This window comes from Microcoleus sp. EPA2, assembly GCA_020882975.1.
Taxonomy (GTDB): domain Bacteria; phylum Cyanobacteriota; class Cyanobacteriia; order Cyanobacteriales; family Microcoleaceae; genus Microcoleus.
This window is the reverse complement of record JAHRFD010000010.1, coordinates 149,658-167,057: the sequence shown is the minus strand read 5'-3', so window position 1 is coordinate 167,057 and position 17,400 is coordinate 149,658. Positions and strand designations below refer to the sequence as shown.

Genomic DNA, 17,400 nt, shown 5'->3' with positions numbered 1-17,400 from the left:
GAGCGCAGAGGGCGCAGAGGAATAGAAGAGAGAGATGATATTATTGACAACTTCTATACTTCGAGCTATAAATCTTCTGAATAGTCCGATCGCACTTAAGTTCAATTGCCAAATCCACTCTCGCCCCACTAGCAACTATGGACTTAATAAATAACTCTGGATGCAGCGCTTTCCAAAAATATTCCACAAACTGATTAATTTCCAATTCAGTCATTCCCGACTTCCCCCTCGCTATCATTTCCTGTTCGGCTTGATTGCGCCAAATTTTAGAAACACGATAATCTTGGGGATACAAAACTATCAATCGATCCAAGCGATTCCACAGCGGTACATAATCCGATAATTTAGCATTCATATCACGAGCAAACTGTCGATCGCCCTCTGTGGAAATTGGAAACGGCGCACCCTCTAAAAACTGATTCAATTGTAGCTCATCCACGGGCTCTACACCCACAAACCAGCCTTCAAACAGTACAATATCCACATCTGAAATATGTTCAGGAGACATTCTATCTCCTGCACCCCCCCAAGCAGACTTATCAAATCGGGGTAGTTTGATATTTTTAACTGATGCTAATTCTTCTTTCCGATTGGAACGCAACTGATCCAAAACAGAAATGCCCAATTCAATATCGTGAGTTCCAGGTGGTCCCCGCCAAATTAACCGTGGGTCCTCTTGTTGGAGTTTGAGGCGATCGGCATAAGTCTTGTAAAGATCATCCAAAGAAAGACTGACAGTAGAATAGCCCAATTTCGCTAAAATCAGCCGTAAAACCTCAGATAAAGTGGTTTTGCCCGTTCCTTGCCCTCCCAAAATCCCTTGAATTAAAGGGCGTTTTAAACTTTGTGTTTCAGACGACAATTTCATAGCCAACGGCAGCCAAAGAACCCACAAATTTTCGAGAAAATTAGTTGACTTTGCGGGAAAAGTATGTAATAAGTTAATAACAGAAAAGAATAAATCGGCTTTGTGGCGAACAACCTCAGCCGCATTTTCGGGAGTAATGCCAAAAGCAGGCGATCGCCAATCATCAGCAAGTTCCCACAGGCCTAACTGCTCGAAATCACGTTGGATCGGGCAATTTCCAGCTCTCCATCCTTCTAAAATTTCCACAAGCGTTAAAGTCATAGCAACCTATTCTCAAAACTCACAGCTTTTTAACTCAAAAATGATATTTGAACCTTGTCGGTAATTAGGAAGTTTTTAATTCCTAAAACCATCGATATTATTTTGTTGTGCTTCTTCCTTATTCCTAAATTTCCCCCATCCCCTCTTGGGGGGGCTAGGGTCAGGGCGGTTTCATTCTCTGTAGGGGCCGTGCCCCGGTGCCGGCCCAGGGCTGTTTCATTCTCTGTAGGGGCGGTGCCAAGAGTGCCCGCCCCAATCTCACCAAACACATACAAAATCGTGGACGAAGAGGGTAGGCACGGGGGCACTACCCCTACAAAACGATGATTTATCTGAGAATGAAACAGCCCTGGGTGCCGGCCCGGTCAGCCCCAAACGCGCATTGGATCGTTGGTGGCAGGGGTAGGCACTCTTGGCGCTACCCCTACAAAACCCTTTTTTTGGTGAGAATGAAACAGCCCTGGGGCTAGGGTGGGTAGGGGGTCACTAATTCCTTCTCAAGAACCGAGCTTGAAAGCTTCCACAAATAAATTGTAAATCACACCAATTTTCAGAGCATTGAGCAAATCCACCCACAGAGAAAGCACCGCAGGCTGATTGCCACTATAAACAAATCGGTTAACCAATTCAGTCAAAAAAATCAACCAAGCAGCAGCGACAATATCCCAATTAGCAGATTGTCCCGCAATTGTAGAAATAGCTGTTCCCAAAAAATTTCCGAATAGCAGAGTAATCATAAACAGCGAAATCCGTCGCCAAGGATTACTCACCCAGCGTCCGAATTGCTGAGTGAGAACATCAATAAATCTATTTATTCGGGTATTCTGCATAAAAAACAGTAATTACTATGTGCCACCTATTTTTAAATCCTAAACTGTATGAAAATTAAAATTTACCAGATAGTAACTGGATTGTCGATCGTCCTGATGGCAGCATTCTTCTTAAGACGTTTTGAAATCACCATCTCCCACAGCTCCACCCTACCAAACAATTTACCACCGACAGCCACCGTACTCCCTCCAGGCACCACCGCCACCCCAGAAATAGTAACTCCACCCAAACCCAAGCCCACATCAACCCCGAACCCACCAGAAGAAATCAGCAATGCCTCATCAATACCTGCAAACGTAGAAGCCATCGGCACTTTGCGCGTCAGTAACCGTAGCGAACACCCCGTGCGAGTGGCCCTGTTGGCCAAGGGAGAAGCCGAAAAATCCTACAACAAACCCGCTCACTGGGACTTTGCACCAGGAGAAGGTGGCGGCAAAGGACTGATGCTCTCGCTTCCCGAAGGAAAACTCAAAATCAAACAAGGAGACATTCTGGTTGTCTTCGCTCAAGATGGCTCTCGTCGCTACTGGGGGCCCTACGTCGCCGGAGAAACAGCCTCCCCCGCTTGGAACACCAAAGCCGGAGAATGGCAATTAATTTTGTCACCCTGAAAAAATCTCAATCAGAATGATTCAACTCACTCCTCTTCCTCTGCGCCCTCTGCGCCCTCTGTGGTAAAAAAAAAATCCTCAAAAACTAATCCAACCGCTTAATTTTTTCACCCTGAAAAAATCTCCATCATAATTATTCAACTCTCTGCGCCCTCTGCGCTCTCTGTGGTTAAAAAAATCCTCAAAAACTAATCCAACCGCTGCAACTTAGCACTCCTGGGATCGATAATTTTTCGACCCAAACCCGAAAACTTAATAGCCAAATTAACCTTCTCTCCATCCCCCAAAACATGAGTAATTTCTCCCAGCCCAAAAGCAGGATGAACAACTCGATCCCCCGCTTTCCAATCTACCAATTGTAAATTTTTACTCTGTTGAGAACGCCGGGAATTCGATGCTGAACTATTGGTTTTACCAGGGGAAGCAGCAGTTTTTCCAGCCTTAGTTTTCCCCGCACTTCCAGCGATAAACTCTCGTGGCAATTCCCCTAAAAATAGCGAAGGAGTACAATGTTCCCGGAAACCTCCCCACAGGCGACGTTCGCGAGTGTGAGTTAAAAAGAGTAGTTCGCGAGCGCGAGTGATCCCAACATAACACAAACGCCGTTCTTCTTCTATGGCTCTGGGATCATCTAAACTGCGGAAATTGGGAAATAAACCTTGTTCCATTCCGACTAGAAATACTACGGGAAATTCTAACCCTTTGGCAGAGTGTAGCGTCATCAGCGACACGCGGGAATCTTCTTCTTGTAAGTCGTCTAAATCTGAAGCTAAGGATACTTTTGACAAAAATGCTGTGAGGCTGGCTTCTTCGTTTTGTTCTTCAAATTGCAGCACTGCGTTGTACAATTCTTGGACGTTTTCGATGCGATTTTCGGCTTCTTCGGTTCCTTGATTTTTGAGGTCTTGAATATAACCAGAATCTTCGATAATTCCTTGAACAATTTGCGAAGCAGGCAGGGTTTCAACTTGCGATTGCCAATGGGAAATCATTGTGGCAAACTTAATCATAGCTTTTGCCGATCGCCCTGCGATGGTATTCACATCAGACTCATTCTTGAGGATTTCCCACAGCGGAATACCCAATTGAGTTGCAGCATCTTCGATTTTCCCAAATGTAGTATCGCCAATACCGCGCCGGGGAGTATTAATGATGCGTTTGAGGCTCACGCTGTCGTCAGGATTGGCAAGGGTTCGCAGGTATGCTAGGATGTCTTTGATTTCCTTGCGATCGTAAAACTTCAAACCGCCGACAATATTGTAGGGAATATCTAAACGCATTAAGGCTTCTTCAAAGGAGCGAGATTGAGCGTTAGTGCGGTACAGAATCGCAAAATTACTCCCTTGTTCAAACTCCGAATTCTGACGCTTCAAGGTTTGAATTTGACCAGCCACAAATTCTGCTTCATCTATTTCATTGTCAGCGCGCCAAATCGTAATCGGTGCTCCTGGTTCGCGAGTGGCCCGCAGAACTTTGTCGATGCGTTCGGTATTGTTTTGAATTAAGTGGTTTGCCACTTCTAGGATATTCGAGCGCGATCGATAATTCTCTTCTAATTTTACCATAGTCTTAGTTTTTGCATCAGACAAACCATCCCCAAAATCTTCTTGAAATTCCAGCAATATGGTATAATCTGCCATGCGAAAACTGTAGATTGATTGATCGACATCACCGACTATAAAAATAGAGCGATTTTGCCATTTATCGAAGTTTTTCGGGTCGGCATTATTTGTCACCAAAAGCCGAATTAAATCAGATTGAGTCCGGTTAGTATCTTGGTATTCATCAACTAAAATATGACAAAACTTTTGATGCCAATAATTTAATACTTGCTCATTTTGGCGCAAAAGTTGCACAGGGACTAGGATTAAATCGTCAAAATCTAAAGCATTATTGGCTGCTAAAGCATCTTGGTAACGAGTGTAAACATCAGCAATTACGCGACCTCTATAATCCGGTTCTGCTAACTGGTATTCTTGGGGGGACCAACCTTTGTTTTTAGCGTTGCTAATCGCGTATCGTACTTTGCGAGGGTCAAATTTCTTGTCATCGAGGTTGAGAGTTTTGGTGACAATTTGTTTGACCAGACTTTGAGCATCAGATTCGTCAAAAATTGAAAAATTGCGTTTCCATTGTCTGCCTTTTTCGTCTTGATATTTTTCAATGTCATAGCGAAGAATCCGGCCGCACAGAGAGTGGAAAGTTCCCATCCAAATGTGTTTGGTAATGTTACGATAAATTTGCGATCGCAATCTAGTTTGCACATCGGGTGCTAACTCTTCCAAAGGTAAGCCATATTCAGCTTCAGCTTGTTGAGTGGCTAGCAGTTTCTCAATTCTTTCTTTCATCTCTCTGGCTGCTTTATTGGTAAATGTCACCGCCAGAATATTTTCAGGATTGACTCGATTGGTGCGAATTAAATTAGCAACTCGGTAAGTCAGCGCCCGCGTTTTGCCAGAACCGGCCCCGGCTACTACTAACATTGGCCCGTTATAGTGCACGACTGCTTGACGTTGAGATGAGTTGAGAGTGTTCAGAAAGTCGGTAGTTTGAGTCATAAGAAGGAAGAAGGAAGAAGGAAGAAGGAAGAAGGAAAATACACCTAAAGTAATCGTTTTAGTGCTTCAGAATATCCTATTTTTTTAACGTTTAAATATTTGTTTGAGGCAAATTGCAGCTAATATTCCGAATCCAATCCAGATGGCGACAATTACGACAGCAGCGACTTGATTTGTGGGTGTCCCTCGCTTGATTTGTGTGGCGGCTTGTTCTCGACACTCGGCTAAAACCTGTGGCGGAATCATTTTGATTACTAGCCAAATCCCCAAAGGGACAATGATTAAATCGTCTAAATAGCCCAAAATTGGTATGAAATCGGGAATTAAGTCGATCGGGCTGAAGGCATAGGCAACCGTAACACCCGCTAACATTCTCGCATACCAAGGCACTCTGGGGTCAATACTGGCTAAATAAATAGCGTAAGTTTCTTTTTTGAATTTTCTAGCAAGTTGTTTTAATGATTGCATATATTAATGACTCTACGCTCAATTCCCAATTCCCAATTCCCAATTCCCAATTCCCAATTCCCAATTCCCCATTCCCCATTCCCAATTCCCAATTCCCCATTCCCCATTCCCTATTAATTTAAGTTTCTAAAAGTGTAACCGTGCGGATGTCTCAAAATTTCTATTGCAACATAAGATTATACCATCTATTGTATGTGAGGATATTCAAGTTTATGAATCCTATTTTACGTTCTGGCGATCGCATAAATTTCCGCAGTCTGCTAACAGCTTTATGTTTAACCTTAACTCTCGTTAGTTTCACTGGATTGGGCGAGGCAAGGGCTCAAGAACAGCGGCTGAGAACGCTAACAGTTACTGGGCGGGGGATCGAAGTAATTCCGACTACACAGACTCAAGTTCGTTTGGGTGTTGAGGTGCAGGGAAAAACGGCGGCCGAGGTGCAACAGGAAGCGGCGAGGCGATCGTCTGCTGTGGTAGAGTTACTGCGATCGCGCCAAGTCGAAAAACTCGAAACCACCGGCATCACCCTCAATCCCAGCTACAGCTACGAAAACAATCAGCAGCGCTTGACTGGCTATACAGCGACGAATACCGTCACTTTTCGGATTAATACTCAATCTGCCGGAACTTTGCTCGATGATGCAGTGAATGCCGGGGCCACGCGCATTGATGGTGTGAGTTTTGTGGCTGTCGAAAGTGCGATCGAATCTGCTCGAAAACAAGCCCTCAAAACAGCAACTCAAGACGCTAAATCGCAAGCTGATGCAGTCTTAAGCGCGCTGAATCTCAAGCGGGGAGAAATTGTGAATATTCAAGTTAATGGTGCTTCCGCGCCGCCTCCTATGTATCGGCAATTGGCGGGTACTCGTGGTGTTGCTGCTGAGGCTACAACACCCGTGGTGGGAGGGGAACAACAGATTGAAGCATCGGTGACTTTGCAAATTAGTTATTGATGGGGGCTGCATTCTAATTGAACTTAAAATGCGAGATCTGTTAGAAACCCGACTTTTTAAAATAGTCGGGTTTCTAGGTGATTTAGTTTCTTATGTCTGTCTAGTTTTTATCATATAAAATAAGTGAAATATCCTAATAACCTGATAAAATTAAATCAGTAAATATCCAACTAAATTTTTATGACGCGATTTATACACGATCGCTTTGCCAAAGAATTGTTGACAGAACTGCTGTCTCCTATCGGAACGGTAAATATCGGGCGCGATGTTACAGCAGAAGTGCGAGAAATAGATGTTTATTTCACTCCCAACGCTGTAATTCCTGAATATTCAGCAACTTTAGGATTGTTGGGAAAAATGGCTGAGACGACGGCAATTTTTGAACCGTTTCGCAATCCCGTAACTGTCGGCGAAGTGATTAGCTGCATGAGTAAGTTATGGGATTTACGAGGTGAATTGGAGCGGCAAGCCAGAAGAGAAAATACTCGCTATGACGATGCTCAGTTACCGAGACTGTGGATTTTGACACCTACAGCATCGAAAGGATTGGTGGAGGGTTTTTGTGCGATACCAAACCCTGAGCATTGGAGCGAGGGAGTTTATTTTTTACCAAGGCATTTAAAATCGGCAATTGTAGCGATCCACCAATTGCCAGAAACCCCAGAAACCCTGTGGCTGAGGATTTTGGGCAAAGGGAAAGTGCAGCAACGGGCGATCGCCCAGTTGAGCAGTTTAGCAACAGACGATCCGTTACGGATTATCGCGCTAGAATTGTTGTATCAGTTACAGTCAAACTTAGTAACAGATACCCAACAGGAGTTACAGCCAGAAGAGCGGGAGTTAATTATGGCGATTCCATCACTTTTTCGAGAACAGTTAGAAGCCGCACAACAACAAGGAATTGAACAAGGAATTGAACAAGGAATTGAACAAGGTAGACAAGCACAACAACGCTTGATTTTAGAAAATTTTCTGCGAGGGCGATTTGGAGAAATTAATTCAAAAATGACTGCTTTTTTATCTGCAATATCCAAGTTGCAGGCTGCGGAATTTACGGTACTGTTGCTGGCAATATCGATGCTGACAGTCGATGAAGCAGGAAGACAACAAGCGGTCAGACTATTAGCCGAAAATGTCTTAAAAATGCGCCAAAGTGAGTTGGGCGAGCTTCTGCCTACAGCCCTTACCAATTTATTAGCATTTCCTGTGGATGAATTGACATTTTTTGTAGAACAATTGCCTCGATTATCGGCGGATGAATTGAGAGCAAGGTTGGGATAAAAACCGGGATAAGACCTGTTCGGGTAGAATTTATGGCTACCCGATGAAGCTTTATCTACCAATGAAATCTGTTGAAGAACTTTGTCGGAATTCTAACATTTAGTTGATTTTGTTAAAGCCCGATCGCACATCCCATCCCCAACCTCGCCACAGATAGCCCAGCGGCCCCAACAATCCCCAGAACTTCAATTACTACCGGATCGGCGATCGAAGTAACCGAGATCGACTACAGTAAACAGAAATTATTATTAGCGGTGATTAGAGTGATTGAAACTTTAGCAACAGGAATCGCAGCAGCAGGTTCGCTGCTAGCATTAGGCGGGCTAGGCCTGGAGTTGAACTATCGCCTGCTTCCCCGTGGAAATAAACTAGAACTCACAGCCGGAGAATGGCACTTAGCCATAAACGAAGCCAACCACTACCTGTTAGTAGGGGAAATGGAGTTCCGCAACCTCACACAGCGGTTTGAGATTATGTTGCCGGAAGTGCGTGCAGAGGTGAAACTGATCTCAGATGGCAGTTTGGATGATGTGACTTCCAAGACAAAGGTGATTCCTTGCCACAAAGACGCATCAGCTAGAGCCGACGATTACTGGTTCGGCTACATAGTCAAAGCCCAAAAATCGACAAAAATCAAAGTCTCCATAGACATTCACGGACAAGATTTAAGCAAGCTACAGTCAGCTTGGGTGCAAGTACATTTCACCACCTACGGCCCAGGCGGCCGCATCCCGAAAGTCCGCCACGTCGTAGTACCGCTGCAATTTCCCAACTCCGAGACAGTACCCAATGCGCGTAATGTCGGAGTTGCAGAAGTTTTGCCAATTCGCACCCACATCCTGACAGAAGTAGACAATCCTGTCGAAATTGTCAAGCGTTACGTGCTTCCCCGCGCCCAGAAAGGAGATATTGTCGCCCTAGCAGAAACTCCCTTAGCTTTGATGCAGGGACGTTACCGCCATCCCAGCGAAGTCAAACCCGGATGGGCGGCTAAGCGAGTTTGCTTGTTTTTCTTACCCACATCGAGTTTGGCTACAGCCTGTGGGATGCAGACTTTGGTGGATGTAGTCGGGCCTTGGCGGGTTGTTGCAGCATTTGCGATCGGCGCTGTAGCTAAAGTATTGGGTAAACCGGGAGTCTTCTACCAACTAGCAGGGGAACAAGCTAGACTGATTGACGATGTTACGGGCACATTACCTCCCTTTGACCAATTTATCGTGCTTGGACCGGACAATCCCCAGCAAGTTGTAGAAGAAATTCAACGAGAAACCGGACTTGCCGCGGCGATCGTAGACGCTAATGACTTGAAAGCAGTTAAGATATTAGCAGCGACCTCCGATTTATCGGTAACATTTTTAGAGCAAGCCTTGCGTAGCAACCCCGCAGGCAATGCAGATGAGCGCACACCGGTGGTTGTAATTCGACCCATGCCAAAGCAATCTTGAGTTAAAAATTAAAAATTAAAAATTAAAAAAGAAATTTTTAATTTTTAATCCAAGGAAGAAGGGAAGAGAAGAGAAAATTTTTGAGTTATCAGCAATGAATTCAAAACTCAAAATTTCCTTAATTCTTCCCCTTTGGAAAGTTTTAATTTTTAATTTTTAATTTTCTATTCCCCACTTTCGTGCTATGACTTCACTCCATTCCCCAAACCAAAACCAGGTTGCGATTCGCCCCTTTCAATATCGCGACATAGAGGCGATGGAACAACTTTGCGCGGAAACAACCGACGAGGCAGAAAACCCCAAGGGCGCAAGCCCAGACTTGGTATTGAACCGCAAGTTGCACCAACTTCGCCGTTGGTACGGACTCCTAAAGATTTTAAGCCTGTTTCCTAACCCTTTTCAGTCGCTGTTTAGGGCTCATGTTGCTGAAGAAGAGGGTATTGTTAAGGGCGTAATTCAGATTTCTCCCTTCAACCGCACCCGCAGCACTTGGCGGATCGATCGCATCGGCGTAGACTCAGAAGCCCGTAGCAAAGGAATTGGTTCCATGCTACTGCGACACTGCTTCGAGGCAGTGTGGGAGGCTAGAACATGGCTGCTGGAAGTGAATGTGGGCGACAAATCTGCCCTGGCTTTGTATCGGCAAAATGGGTTTCAACCTTTGGCCCAGATGACCTATTGGACGATCGGCCCAGAACGTCTTCAAGAAATGGCCATTTCTACCCCAGATTTGCCCAACCTGCTGCCGGTGAGCAATGCCGACGCTCAGTTACTTTATCAACTAGATACCGCATCCATGCCACCGCAAGTGCGGCAAGTATTCGATCGCCACATTCAAGACTTCAAAACCAGTTTTTTAGGTGCTTTGATCGAAGGTGTCAGACAGTGGTTAGCAAAAACAGAAGTAGTCAGTGCTTACGTATTTGAACCACAGCGGAAAGCTGCGATCGGCTACTTTCAAGTGCAGCTATCCCGCAGCGGTAACGAGCCTCACGTCGCCCAATTGACCGTACACCCAGCCTACACCTGGCTCTACCCAGAACTGCTATCCCAAATGGCCCGCCTCGTCCAAGATTTTCCAGTACAAAGCCTAAACCTAGCTTCCGCTGATTATCAACCCGAACGAGAAGCTTATTTAGAGCAATTTGGAGCCGTGCGTGTGGAACACAGTTTGCTGATGTCGCGATCGGTATGGCACAAATTACGCGAGTCCAAATTGGTCTCACTCGAAGGACTCCAGCTATCAGAAATGCTGCAAAGCTTCCAGCCAACTCGCAAACCCGTACCCGGTAGGATGTCGTGGCTAGGACCGATCGCAGCCGAACCAGCCGGCGCCCCATCCTCAGAGATTAAACCCCTGTTGACAGACTCAGGAAACAACCAAGGCAATCAAATTAACCCCTTGAACTTTCAAAACTCTGAATCAGCAGCAACAGATAACAGCAGCATCATACCTGTAAAATTCCCAGAATTGCCTCAAGACGGAGACTCGCCAGAAAAAAGTTAATAATTAATATTTGAAAGCAGAAAGTAGAAAAAAAAATCAATTACTTCCTGCTTTCTTCCCTTCTCCCTTCTCTGATTTCTTAGCGTCCTTCGCGTCTTCGCGGTTCGTTAAACAAGAATTTTGGGAGGACTAACTAACTCTCAAATCAATCGATCATGTCAGACCAAAAATTGTGGATTTCAGCACTAGGACTAGATATCGGACTCAAACGAGTCGGCATCGCCGGGTGTGATGGCACTGGTTTAATCGCTACGGGTATTACAACTCTAGTGCGCTCCTCCTTCGATCGAGACGTAGCTTACATCAGACAGCTCGTCCAAGAGCGGAATGTGCAAATTTTGGTGTCAGGCTTGCCCTACTCCCTGAGCGGAGACGTAGGCCCCCAAGCCCGACAGGTACAGAAATATGCCACTCGCATCGCCAGAGCCTTAGAACTGCCTCTAGAATACGTGGATGAGCGCTTGACTTCTGTTCACGCAGAGGAACTCATCCAAGCACAAGGAATTTCGCCCTCGCAAAACAAAGGTTTGATCGATCGCAAAGCCGCAGCCCTAATATTACAGCGCTGGCTAGACGACAGAAGGCAAGCATAGGCAGATCGATGGCCCCATGGCCTTGGCCTCATTAGCAATTTCGCAGCAGCTTAACAAAGCCGTGATATCCTAGTTGTGCAAGTTTGCTACGCACACCTGTAACCGTTGACGCACGGCCGAAAATTTCCCAGTAAACTCGGTACTGAAGAAGGAAAATAAGATACACGCGATGTCCTCATCCCCATACCGCAAACAGAATAGCAAATCCGACGCAGTTTCCGTCACCCTGACTGACGAAGTTGGGCGATCGCTGACTTGCAACATAGAATATTCTATGGACTTAGAAGGTCAAGAATACGCTTTACTGCTTCCCATTGACTCACCAGTAGAAATTTTTACTTGGAACGGAGACGAAACAAGCGACGAAGCAGCAGTTCCCGTAGAAGACGAGACCGAAATTGACAAAATTTTTGATACCGCTAGAGTTGTCCTGCAAGAGCAGAACTTAACACTCCGGCGCACGGCTGTGACTCTGACGGTAATTGGCGAATTGCCAGATTTTCCCGACGAGGATGCCGAGCCAGATGCCGATCCAGAGCAGGAGTCAGATTTTGAGGAATTGATGTGGTTGACCAGCTTCTATCACGAAGAGCAGGAATATGCTATTTATACGCCTCTCGACCCGTTCTTTATCTTAGCTAGAATGAATGATGACGGTCAGCCAGAATTGCTCTCGGAAGAAGAGTTTGAAAGACTGGAACCTATGTTACCCATGCTAGAAGACCAGTTCTTTGACGAGCTTGATTAGATCTTAAATTGAAGGCAGAAGGGACTATGGATCGAGAACAACTGACAAAAAGCAGCGCGCGCGAGGGTCGAAAAGGTACTCCGCAAGTTTCTAAATGGTTGTTTTACCTGGCGTTACTCCCGGCGGTTTGGGGCGTGTGCGCTTGGCAGGGCTGGGCTTGGTGGAGCTGGGCTTCCGCCCCTGCTAAACTAGCTGCTGAGTCAACGACCCCAGCAGTCACAAATGCTGTTTCTATCCAAATTCCCGAAGGTACTTCTAGCCAACAAATCGGACGAGATTTGGAAGCTGCGGGGTTAATTAGATCGGCCTCTGCATGGAATATGTGGGCCCGCTGGTTGACTCTGCAAAACCGGGAGGGAGGTTTTAAAGCAGGGACTTACCAACTGTCACCCACTCAGCCACTGAGCGCTGTGGCTGACAAAATTTGGAAAGGTGAAGTTGTACAGCAAAGTTTCACGATTCCCGAAGGTTGGTCGCTCACACAAATGAGCGCTTATTTTGAAGCACAAGGTTTTTTCCCAGCTAAGAATTTTATGGCGGTGGTGACTCAAGTTCCCTACGCTCAATACCCTTGGCTACCGAGCGGTTTGCCTCATTTGGAAGGTTTTTTGTACCCGGATACTTATCAGCTAGACGGGGATGCTATCACCCCAGAAGCTGTGATTAAGCAAATGCTCAGCCGTTTCGAGCAGGTGGCTCTGCCGGTCTATCAAAAAAATCAGAAAAATACTAAGCTGGATTTGAAAGAGTGGGTCACTTTGGCGAGTATTGTGGAAAAAGAAGCTGTGGTTGCCAGTGAGCGCAACCGCATTTCTGGGGTATTCAACAACCGTCTGAAAAAGGGTATGCCGTTGGGTTCCGATCCGACTGTTGAATATGCTCTGGGCATCAGGCAAACTAAGGAAAAGCCTCTGACTTTTAAGCAGGTAGAAACGCCTTCTCCTTACAATACTTATATAAACGCAGGACTACCACCAACTCCGATCGCAGCTCCGGGAATCGCGAGTCTGGAAGCGACTCTGGCTCCTGAAAATACGGAATATTTGTATTTTATGGCGCGGTATGACGGCACTCACATTTTCAGCCGCACTCAGGCGGAACACGATGCTGCTGTGGCTCAAATTGACCAAAAAGTGCGATCGGGGCAATAGCAGAATAGGAGACAATGGGTAATTGGTAATTGGTAATGGGTCATTGGTAATGGGTAATTATCACCAACAAAAAAGCAGGAATAAATAACAAGTAATACATTCTCAATAACCAAGACCCAATGCCCAATTCCAAATCTAAAATTTAAAATCTAAAATCTAAAATAATTATGTCTTGGGGTAAACTACTACAGCCCGATTTAGTTCTTGGCACTGCTGTCGTGAATTTAACGGCTGATATTCTTCAGAAATATCACATAAAAGGATTAGTGTTAGATGTGGATGAAACTCTCGTCCCTATCACAGCATCAAATGCTTCTCCCGAACTCAGTTTGTGGGTAAAAGAGATTAAGCCCGTGGTATCCCTATGGTTGGCCAGTAATAATTTAAGTCAAAATCGGATTGGTCGAATAGCGGATTCTTTGAATCTACCATACATCACTGGTGCTGCTAAACCCTCGCGTCGCAAATTACGCAGAGCACTGGATGCGATGGATTTGCCCGTGGGACAGGTGGCGATGGTGGGCGATCGACTTTTTACCGATGTTTTAGCAGGCAATCGTTTGGGTATGTTCACTATTTTAGTAGAACCCATGGTAGATGCTGGGGATGCGGTGAGGAAATATCCGGTACGCTCTTTTGAAGTTTGGGTTTCTCAAGCTTTGGGCGCATCTCTGAAAACTAAAGATTAGTCATTAGTTATTTGTTATTAGTTATTTGTTACTTGTTGTTTTTTTTGTGTTTTTTTAGGGGCGGGGCTGGCGATTAAAAACTCGCGGAGTATAACGGTAGTCGTTGGTTATTTGTTATTTGCTCCCAATGAGCAACAACCAATAACCCTTCGACGCCTCGCTGGCTGGCAGCACCAATAACCAATAAAAAACAACAAACAGCAAATAACAAATAACAAACAACTAATAACAAACAACCAATAACAAATAACAAATAACAAACAACCAATAACAAATGACTCAAACTATTGTTGTTAAAATAGGAACTTCTACACTCACTCGATCGACTACAGGAAACTTAGCCCTTTCAACCATTGCTGCATTAGTAGAGGTTTTGGCAAATTTGCGTCAACAAGGGTATCAAGTCGTTTTGGTTTCTTCCGGTGCCGTTGGAGTTGGCTGCGCGCGCTTGGGATTGACAGAACGCCCGCGAAATATCGCTCTCAAACAAGCTGTAGCCGCCGTAGGACAAGGGCGACTGATGCGGGTGTACGATGACTTGTTTACTACTCTACAACAGCCGATCGCCCAAGTTTTACTAACACGCCACGATTTAGTGCAGCGTAGTAGTTATGTTAATGCTTCCAATACCTTTGGGCAACTGTTGCGATTAGGGGTGATTCCGATTGTCAACGAAAACGATACTGTAGCTGTAGATGAACTAAAATTTGGCGATAACGATACGCTTTCAGCATTAGTAGCCAGCTTAGTCGAAGCAGATTGGTTATTCGTGCTCACAGATGTCGATCGACTTTATTCCGCCGATCCCCGCAGCAATCCCGACGCCCAACCTATAGCCCTAGTCCAAAGTATGGCACAGCTCACAGAATTTCAGGTACAAACCGGAGATTCCCGCAGCGGTTGGGGCACCGGCGGAATGGTGACAAAAATTGAAGCAGCCAGAATCGCCACAGCATCAGGAGTCCGTACCGTCATCACCGACGGCTGCTTCCCCGCCAACATTGAAAAAATCATCAACGGAGAGTCCATCGGTACCCAATTCGAGCCTCAACCGCGCCCTGTAAACGCGAGGAAACATTGGATAGCCAACGTGCTAATTCCTGTGGGGAAACTGTACTTAGATGCGGGTGCTGTCAACGCGATTACTCAAAGTGGAAAATCGCTGCTAGCTGCGGGAATTTCGCAAATAGAAGGAGAATTTCAAGCAGAAGATGCCGTCCGATTATGCGACACAGAAGGCAAAGAAATTGCCAGGGGACTGGTGAATTATCATAGTTTAGAATTGAGACAAATTCAGGGCTGCAAGTCAGATAAAATTGCGGAAATTTTAGGCTATCCAGGAGTAGAAACTGTGGTTCACAGAGATAATCTAGTCATTGTTTAGCTATTTTACGAAGATACTTTTAACGGAAAAAATCTGCATCCTCTTCTTTCTTCCCCACTTGGGACGGGCTGTTTGATTTTCAAAAAAGGATGATAGGGAATAATACCCACCCCTAGCCCAGGGCTGTTTCATTCTCTTGTAGGGGCGGTGCCTGTGAGTGCCCGCCCCAACCTCACCAAACACATACAAAATCGTGGATGAAGAGGGTAGGCACGGGGGCGCTACCCCTACAAAACCCTTTTTTTGGTGAGAATGAAACAGCCCTGACCCCTAGCCCCTCCCTGGAGGGGAACCGGATCTCCTGTTATCACAAAAAATCCAAACAGTCGATGGAGGAATCTAATCCCACAAAGGAAGCCACTTGCAGCACCGTATTGCAAGAATTGGTTTTCGTGTGTCTAAATAATTCGTTCATCGCGTCTGTAAATAATTCAAATACTTTGTCAGCTAATTCTAAAGCTTGTTGTTTTTCCCACTCAGTCAGTTTGATTTCTTGAAGTAATTGCAACATTTCTGGCGTATTTAAAATGTGATGATTTTCCAAACGCACATAACCACCTCCAAAATAGACATATTCTTTTTTTGTGATTTTCTGTAATTCCATTACCACTTCTAGGGCAGCCTCAAAGAAAACTGTCGCCGTTGCTTCGAGAACTTCCACTAACACAATTTTTTGCAGAGGAGATGCTTCAAAAGCGTAGCGTTCCAAGGTAGCACAGAGCGATCGAGTTTTTTTCGTTTCTTCACCCCAAAGCAGTCTAAAGTCTCCGTAACTCATGGATTGGTTGAATCCCAGTGCCTCCAAGTATTCCAGATAGCCGTGCCAGTAGTAATTTTCTTTGTAAGTATATTTGTTGATCAGTTCCTGAACTTTGTTATTACTTGCAGAATCTCGGAGGACGTACTTGTTTAAATCACTCAATCCCACTGCCAAAGGATCGAGTACAGGTGCAAAAATTAGCCTTTGATTAGGGTGGATACTTTTATTAGTTAGAAATTCAAACAACGGCAATTTCACAAATTCTTGCTTTTTGTGTTCAATGAATGCTACAATCTCTTTCATCTTTATAGCCTTTGTTGTGCGATCGCTGTTTTCAATATACGGTTAATGCCTAGTTCTATTATCTATGTCAAAAGCATAGATAACAGTGCTGGTCATCATAGATATTGGTATTGTACATCAGGAAAAATTGTGATTTGCATCATAGGGTGCAGAACCCATCGATGGTGTGTTTGAGGAAACCCTTCCCTAGTAGCGTTGCCATGGTAGCAAAGGACAATTTGCCATTTCCTCAATTGCCTTTGGGTACGTTCTGGGTTAATCTATTTTTTGGATCAGTTAAGAAAATTTTAGGAGCTCAGCTTGGAACGCACTTTTTTAGCGATTAAGCCCGATGGCGTACAGCGCGGACTCGTTGGCGAAATTATCGGTCGTTTTGAGGCCAAAGGCTTTACGCTAGTTGGCATGAAGCTGATCGTGGCGACTCGCGAATTAGCCGAACAGCATTACGGTGTCCACAAAGAAAGACCATTTTTTGAAGGATTGGTAAACTTCATCACTTCTGGCCCAATGGTGGCGATGGTGTGGGAAGGCGATGGTGTTGTGGCGTCGGCGAGAAAAATCATTGGCGCAACGAATCCTCTGAATGCGGAACCGGGGACAATTCGTGGTGATTTTGCTGTGAATGTCGGCCGCAATATTATTCACGGTTCGGATGCTGTGGAAACTGCCAATCAGGAAATTAGTCTCTGGTTCAAGGATGAAGAATTGAGTGATTGGAAACCTTGTTTAACTCCTTGGATTGTGGAGTAGTTTTGAGATTCTCCCGATTGATGAATCGGGAGATGATCTGAGATTATTCGGCGAGGGAAGTAGACTGTTGGCTAATTCCGGGGGTGATATCAATTCCGGTTGTATCGTCAGGTGATTTAACCGCGAAGGCGCTAAGGACGCGAAGTTCGAGAAGAGAGAGTTTAATACAGTCATAAAAGGTTATTTAACCCACCTATTTTACGATCGAAAAAACCCAGAATTAGGGAAAAATTCTGGGT

At 45.2% G+C, this 17,400-nt stretch carries 16 protein-coding genes; 11 read left to right on the top strand and 5 right to left on the bottom strand.

From position 1 onward, the window contains the following. Window positions 1–40: 40 nt before the first annotated feature. The gene (locus tag AAFP14_RS12040) at window positions 41–1,129 is read right to left on the bottom strand and encodes a glycerate kinase (protein WP_341732490.1); all 1,089 of its coding nucleotides are present in this window, start codon (window positions 1,127–1,129) and stop codon (window positions 41–43) included. 497 nt (window positions 1,130–1,626) lie between these two features. Continuing rightward, window positions 1,627–1,959 (bottom strand): DUF565 domain-containing protein, encoded by a 333-nt coding sequence (locus AAFP14_RS12035; protein ID WP_341732489.1) that lies wholly within the window; start codon window positions 1,957–1,959, stop codon window positions 1,627–1,629. Window positions 1,960–2,007: 48 nt separating this feature from the next. On the opposite strand from AAFP14_RS12035, the gene AAFP14_RS12030 reads away from it, so the two are divergent. After that, entirely contained in the window at window positions 2,008–2,571 is a 564-nt protein-coding gene (locus AAFP14_RS12030; protein ID WP_341732488.1) for a hypothetical protein, read from the top strand. Window positions 2,572–2,759: 188 nt separating this feature from the next. On the opposite strand, the gene pcrA is transcribed toward AAFP14_RS12030, so the two are convergent. Continuing rightward, complete coding sequence (gene pcrA / locus AAFP14_RS12025) at window positions 2,760–5,129, bottom strand: DNA helicase PcrA (protein ID WP_341732487.1); 2,370 nt, start codon at window positions 5,127–5,129, stop codon at window positions 2,760–2,762. 84 nt (window positions 5,130–5,213) lie between these two features. Then, window positions 5,214–5,597, bottom strand: a complete 384-nt coding sequence (locus AAFP14_RS12020; RefSeq protein WP_341732486.1) for a YkvA family protein — start codon at window positions 5,595–5,597, stop codon at window positions 5,214–5,216. 212 nt (window positions 5,598–5,809) lie between these two features. On the opposite strand from AAFP14_RS12020, the gene AAFP14_RS12015 reads away from it, so the two are divergent. The 9 genes from AAFP14_RS12015 to proB all read left to right on the top strand — a co-directional run bounded on the left by AAFP14_RS12015 (window position 5,810) and on the right by proB (window position 15,348). Continuing rightward, window positions 5,810–6,550, top strand: a complete 741-nt coding sequence (locus AAFP14_RS12015) for an SIMPL domain-containing protein (RefSeq protein WP_341732485.1) — start codon at window positions 5,810–5,812, stop codon at window positions 6,548–6,550. 180 nt (window positions 6,551–6,730) lie between these two features. Next, window positions 6,731–7,831: a FliH/SctL family protein gene (locus AAFP14_RS12010; RefSeq protein ID WP_341732484.1), complete on the top strand. Its 1,101-nt coding sequence runs from the start codon at window positions 6,731–6,733 to the stop codon at window positions 7,829–7,831. A 263-nt stretch (window positions 7,832–8,094) separates the two neighbouring features. Further along, window positions 8,095–9,276, top strand: a complete 1,182-nt coding sequence (locus tag AAFP14_RS12005) for a F420-0:Gamma-glutamyl ligase (protein WP_341732483.1) — start codon at window positions 8,095–8,097, stop codon at window positions 9,274–9,276. Between the two features lie 184 nt (window positions 9,277–9,460). After that, window positions 9,461–10,783: a GNAT family N-acetyltransferase gene (locus AAFP14_RS12000; protein WP_341732482.1), complete on the top strand. Its 1,323-nt coding sequence runs from the start codon at window positions 9,461–9,463 to the stop codon at window positions 10,781–10,783. A gap of 155 nt (window positions 10,784–10,938) precedes the next feature. Then, window positions 10,939–11,376: a Holliday junction resolvase RuvX gene (gene ruvX, locus AAFP14_RS11995; RefSeq protein WP_341732481.1), complete on the top strand. Its 438-nt coding sequence runs from the start codon at window positions 10,939–10,941 to the stop codon at window positions 11,374–11,376. A 169-nt stretch (window positions 11,377–11,545) separates the two neighbouring features. After that, on the top strand, window positions 11,546–12,124 hold the full coding sequence (locus tag AAFP14_RS11990) for a DUF3727 domain-containing protein (RefSeq protein ID WP_341732480.1): 579 nt from the start codon (window positions 11,546–11,548) through the stop codon (window positions 12,122–12,124). A gap of 26 nt (window positions 12,125–12,150) precedes the next feature. Beyond that, window positions 12,151–13,275: an endolytic transglycosylase MltG gene (gene mltG / locus AAFP14_RS11985; RefSeq protein WP_341732479.1), complete on the top strand. Its 1,125-nt coding sequence runs from the start codon at window positions 12,151–12,153 to the stop codon at window positions 13,273–13,275. A gap of 167 nt (window positions 13,276–13,442) precedes the next feature. Next, on the top strand, window positions 13,443–13,964 hold the full coding sequence (locus AAFP14_RS11980; RefSeq protein WP_341732478.1) for a YqeG family HAD IIIA-type phosphatase: 522 nt from the start codon (window positions 13,443–13,445) through the stop codon (window positions 13,962–13,964). 274 nt (window positions 13,965–14,238) lie between these two features. Then, entirely contained in the window at window positions 14,239–15,348 is a 1,110-nt protein-coding gene (gene proB / locus AAFP14_RS11975; protein ID WP_341732477.1) for a glutamate 5-kinase, read from the top strand. 307 nt (window positions 15,349–15,655) lie between these two features. Here the strand turns inward: proB and AAFP14_RS11970 are convergent, their stop codons facing one another. Continuing rightward, the gene (locus AAFP14_RS11970; RefSeq protein ID WP_341732476.1) at window positions 15,656–16,411 is read right to left on the bottom strand and encodes a hypothetical protein; all 756 of its coding nucleotides are present in this window, start codon (window positions 16,409–16,411) and stop codon (window positions 15,656–15,658) included. A gap of 300 nt (window positions 16,412–16,711) precedes the next feature. Here AAFP14_RS11970 and ndk point away from each other — a divergent pair, with 300 nt between their 5' ends. Next, window positions 16,712–17,161 carry a nucleoside-diphosphate kinase gene (gene ndk / locus AAFP14_RS11965; protein WP_341732475.1) on the top strand — a complete coding sequence of 150 codons (450 nt, stop codon included), beginning with the start codon at window positions 16,712–16,714 and terminating at the stop codon, window positions 17,159–17,161. The last annotated feature ends 239 nt before the right edge of the window (window positions 17,162–17,400 follow it).